The sequence below is a fragment of the Nostoc sp. S13 genome (assembly GCF_029379315.1).
GTDB lineage: Bacteria > Cyanobacteriota > Cyanobacteriia > Cyanobacteriales > Nostocaceae > Nostoc.
In genome coordinates this window covers 1-3,727 of record NZ_JAQYWQ010000233.1, presented here as the reverse complement: position 1 = coordinate 3,727, position 3,727 = coordinate 1, and the positions used below count along the sequence as shown (strand labels likewise).

Below are 3,727 nucleotides of genomic sequence, written 5' to 3'. Positions count from 1 at the left end.
ATTTCTGATCAGGTAAGTCCTCTTGTCAATAGGTTTTGAGACGCGCTAACCCTGGTTAGACATCGCTATACAATCTAAATAAAAAAGGTGCTAAGGCGTAGCCCATTGTAGACATCGCCTTACCCTTTTGATAGCTAAATAAAGTTCAAATTTGATAATCCAATGCAGTTAAAATTCTGCCACAATGCTGATTTGCAGGTACAGCTTCCAGCATCTTTTTCGGTTGGGGTAAGTTGAGGTTCTTCATTAGTTCGATGAACTGGTTGCGGCTGCGTCCTGCAAACCGAGGATTCCAGCACTTTTCCTCGCCAATGGTGGATACTGTCTGTCCTTGGTAGTCGTGACCAGGATATACCAAGGTGTCATCAGGTAATGTGAATAGCTTCTCAGTAATCACATCATACAGTGATCCAGCGTCGCCGCTTTGGAAGTCGGTACGACCACAACCCCGGATGAATAAGGCATCTCCAGTTAATAGATGAGTGTCGTTGACTAAGTATGCCATGTGGCTGTCAGTGTGACCAGGGGTAGCGATCGCCCGAATCTGCACGTTCCCTAATTCCAAGATATTCCCATCGGCAATGTAGTGGTCTGCACAGGTTGCCGCCGCATTCTCAGGTAAAATCGCCAAACAACCCGTAAGTGTCCTTAGTCTGTCTGTCCCAGTGATATGGTCAGCATGGATGTGAGTTTCCAGACAGTAGCGCAGAGTCAGCCCCAATTGTCGCAATATCTGAAGATCACGTTCGACCTGCTCCAATACAGGATCAACTAGGATAGCTGTTTTAGTTTCTGAGTCGGCAATTAGATAAGTATAAGTACAAGATTCTTTATCGAATAGTTGACGAAATAACATAGCAGGTTTCTTTAACACGAAAGTAGTAGCACCGAGTTTTGGATTGAGGGATTTCAGTAACTCCTGTGCCAAACTTGCTGCTTGAACCCGAATTTCGGGAACAGCAGTAGTTTCCCAAAGATTGCCCTTGCGTGGTGTCCCCAAGGTGTACAGCATTTGAGATACATTTCCATCTGCATCAATTAGCGCACCATTTCGGGCAGTGTCGATTCCCATTGACAATGTGTTGGGACGGATTAATCGTTGTTCTTGGAGGCTAGCGACCAATGGGTGCTGCAATCTGCGGAAATCACAATTTGCGCCAGTGCAGTTGACAATCCGCTTGACTCGCAAAACGATATCTTTGTGGGTTCCCCGTTCGCAGATGCTCACATTCACCCCATCCTCAAACCCCTGACAACTTTGAATCCGACCTGCGTAATGCATCAGTTGACCAGACTCCATTGCAGCATCCAGTACTTCGGCAATTTCTTCAGCAATCCGATGACGGTGAACTTCCCAGTAAGCTTTGACATGGCGCAGAAATCGCTTCTGTTCCGGCAATGGCATTGCTTGCCAAAGTTGGGGAATAATTGGGCGGATGGCATCGATTACTGCTCGCCAATCTTGAGCCAGTCCGTTGCCGGGGTTTCCCCGGTTGTAGGAACTGGCTTGAGCTAGTCCGTTGTCGGGGTTCCCCTGGTTGTAAGAACTGGCGTGTCCTTGAGTAAGAGCCTCACGTAGTTCTTGACGTACCACATGCAGCAGTCCTCGCGCCGTTTTTGGCGCAGTTTCTACATCAATAAATCCCGGATAAGCAGTTGTTGATTTGTGGCTATAGGGCATCATTCCGTGGCGCGAGACGGTATGGATTTGTCCCTGGAACCCCTGCTGATGTAAGGCGACAACCGCATCTACCATTGTTAACCCAGTGCCCACCAGCAGAATAGCATCCTCTGGATTTAGGTCAGCGATCGCATCGGCAGACCAAGCATCTTTAACATAGCGATTGTCTAAAACGGCGAGTGGTGCAGGCAGAAGTGCCGGGAAATTGCCCAACGCTAACACCGCCTTTTGCACATGCAAACACTGACCACTGCTCAGGTAGACTATTGTGGTGTGAGCTTTTGTTTCGATGGCGATCGCTTCATCCCCAATCTTCTCTAGCTGCACATTCGCGGCTGCATTTACCTGTGCTGCTTTTAAAGTCGCCTGTACATAGTCTCCATAAACCCGACGCGGAACGAAGGTAGATGAAGTTACCTGTTCATGCCCATTTTTATGCAGCCAGTTCAGGAAGTGATTTGGTTGATCACCAAATGCGCTCATCTTACCTGCTGGCACATTCAGCAAGTGACAATCTACTGGTGTCCCGTAAGCAACCCCTCTACCCACTTCAGAATTACGTTCAATCAATTTGATCGACAGTGGTATAGTTGCGTTGCGTAAAAGATTAGCTGCAACCAGAGAACCGCTAAAGCCACCACCAATGATAGCGATCGCAACTGGAGAGACGGTTAGGTTAAAAATGCTGTTGTTCATAGGACGTGTGAGTTGCACTTGCTTTCTACTGATTAATTTACGGCCGATAAACTAAAATTTCCGCTTGTCGCAAGCTGTTAGGCGGATGAATTAGCTCAAAAAACCACATAGGCACATGAATTAAGTGGGAATTGGACTTGAGTGTCCAATTCCCCAAATAGAGAGAGTGGCGATCGTCAGATTACACAAACTCAAATCTAGACGAGACAAGGTTTTGGAACTATTTATCTAAAATTTCTGTGTCTATTGCATCTAAATACGATGCAAATACCGTGGTTTTTAATTAACATCAAAAAACCCTTCAAAAGCGAGAATTTTGCTTCTACAATTGTCAATATTTTCTGACACGACTAGCATTCAACTTTCAGATAATGTTTGGCTTAATGTCCTTACAGCAATATAGAGGTATTGACAAATACAGTCGCCCTAAATCGATTGTGAGAAAATAATAAGGTTGTGAATGTAACTAAGTATTGGGTGCAAAATGTGGAGGCATTCGCTAACTGAATTAAACCAAGCCTATCGAAAACTTTGTGAAATCAAAAGCGCATTTACACACAAACTTATAAGGTAATTAAAATGACTTACGATTCCGAAGATGTACAACAAATCCTTCAAATAGCACTAACTCGTAAACAGGAAGGTGAATTTTCACGAGAACAGCTTGTAGAAATGGCATCTGAGTTAGGTATTTCTTCTAATATTTTGGAAACAACAGAACAAAAGTGGTTAGCTCAACAACAAGAGGAACGTTCGCGACACACATTTAATACTTCCCGACGCAGAGCCTTTTGGGCACACTTCGTTTCCTTCCTAGCAGTGAATTTATTCCTGATTCTCTTGAATTTAATCACTAGTCCTAGTTATTTTTGGGCTATCTTCCCAGTTTTAGGATGGGGGTTAGGACTATTTTTTCATTGGTGGAGTGTTTATCAGACTAAAACAGAGGATTACGAGATAGCCTTTCAGAAATGGCGTGCTTGAAGAAGAATTCAGGAGTCAGAATTCAGGAGCGCAGCCGGAGACGCTCTGTGCGTTCGCGCAGCGTGTCGCAGACAGACGCTACGCGTAGCTTGCTTCTTTGCAGGAGTACGCGGACTCGCTCTCCGTGGCGCTATCCGCTTTTTCGGTCAGAATCATTCTAACTCCTGACTCCTGAATTCTGTTTTAATAAATTTAATTTTTCCCTACTTTGAAAAATGGAGATACTAACGCACAGCTATGCATCCCTATGAGTTGGGAGTAATCTTTCACCTACAAATGGGGAATTTCCGTACTTGATACTCAGGTGATTCTACTATTAGACCTATCCACAAATAAACCTCAAAATAGCTGAAACCCTTACATAGC

At 44.8% G+C, this 3,727-nt stretch carries 2 protein-coding genes; one reads left to right on the top strand and one right to left on the bottom strand.

Annotated elements, in window-relative coordinates; translation table 11 throughout:
• Positions 1–145 precede the first annotated feature (145 nt).
• Positions 146–2,395, bottom strand: a complete 2,250-nt coding sequence (locus tag PUQ00_RS32590; RefSeq protein WP_300424128.1) for an FAD/NAD(P)-binding protein — start codon at positions 2,393–2,395, stop codon at positions 146–148.
• 561 nt (positions 2,396–2,956) lie between these two features.
• Between PUQ00_RS32590 and PUQ00_RS32585 the strand changes: the two genes are divergently transcribed.
• A complete protein-coding gene (locus PUQ00_RS32585) occupies positions 2,957–3,361 on the top strand; it encodes a 2TM domain-containing protein (RefSeq protein ID WP_300424127.1) in 405 nt (134 codons plus the stop codon).
• Positions 3,362–3,727: the final 366 nt, after the last annotated feature.

Bases quoted from the DNA above. Each gene is read 5' to 3' on its own strand.
- PUQ00_RS32585 (WP_300424127.1), top strand. From the start codon at position 2,957: ATGACTTACGATTCCGAAGATGTACAACAAATCCTTCAAATAGCACTA.